The following is a 747-nucleotide window of genomic DNA, read 5'->3' as shown; positions in this document are numbered from 1 at the left end:
GGACTGGGCCCGGGTGTCGCGGGTGTTGGTGGGCGCGGAGGCGATCTCTCGTAGTTCGGCGGTGGCGTGGTCGGCCGGCCGGACGTTGGTGAACACGTACGGTCCGACGGAGGCCGCGGTGATGGTCGCGGCCGGGGTGGTCGACGTCGGTGTCGACGCGGTGGGACCGGTGCCGTTCGGCCGACCGATCGCCAATACCCGGTTGTTCGTGCTCGATGACCGGTTGGCGCCGGTGCCGGTCGGGGTCGCCGGTGAGTTGTACGTCGCCGGTGCGGGAGTGGCCCGGGGGTATGTCAACCGGGCGGGGTTGACCGGTGAGCGGTTCGTGGCCTGTCCGTTCGGTGCCGGTGAACGGATGTACCGCACCGGTGACGTCGCGAAATGGACCGCCGATGGGCAGTTGGTGTTCGCCGGTCGGGCCGATGCGCAGGTCAAGGTGCGCGGGTTCCGGATCGAGCCGGGTGAGGTCGAGGCCGCGGTGCGGTCGTGTCCGGGTGTGGACCAGGCCGTGGTGGTGGCTCGTGACGACCGGCTGGTCGCCTACCTGGTCGGTGCGGTGGACATCGAGGCGTTGCGGGAGCAGGTGGCGACGCGGCTGCCCGACTACATGGTGCCGGCGGTGTTCGTGGCGCTGGAGCGGGTGCCGTTGAGTCCCAACGGCAAGGTCGACTATGCGGCGTTGCCGGTGCCGGAGTTCGCTGGCGCGGCGGGCGGCAGGGGGCCGTTGTCGGTGCGGGAGGAGTTGTT

General features: G+C 71.0%; 1 protein-coding gene. It reads left to right on the top strand.

The features are described from left to right. Positions 1-13: 13 nt before the first annotated feature. Positions 14-747, top strand: a 734-nt coding sequence (locus tag ACFP2T_RS47410) for an AMP-binding protein (protein WP_377434525.1), incomplete at its 3' end; no start/stop codon positions are given.

Origin of the sequence: Plantactinospora solaniradicis (assembly GCF_042658085.1) — a bacterium.
Taxonomy (GTDB): domain Bacteria; phylum Actinomycetota; class Actinomycetes; order Mycobacteriales; family Micromonosporaceae; genus Plantactinospora; species Plantactinospora solaniradicis.
This window is presented reverse-complemented; position numbering and strand designations above follow the sequence as displayed.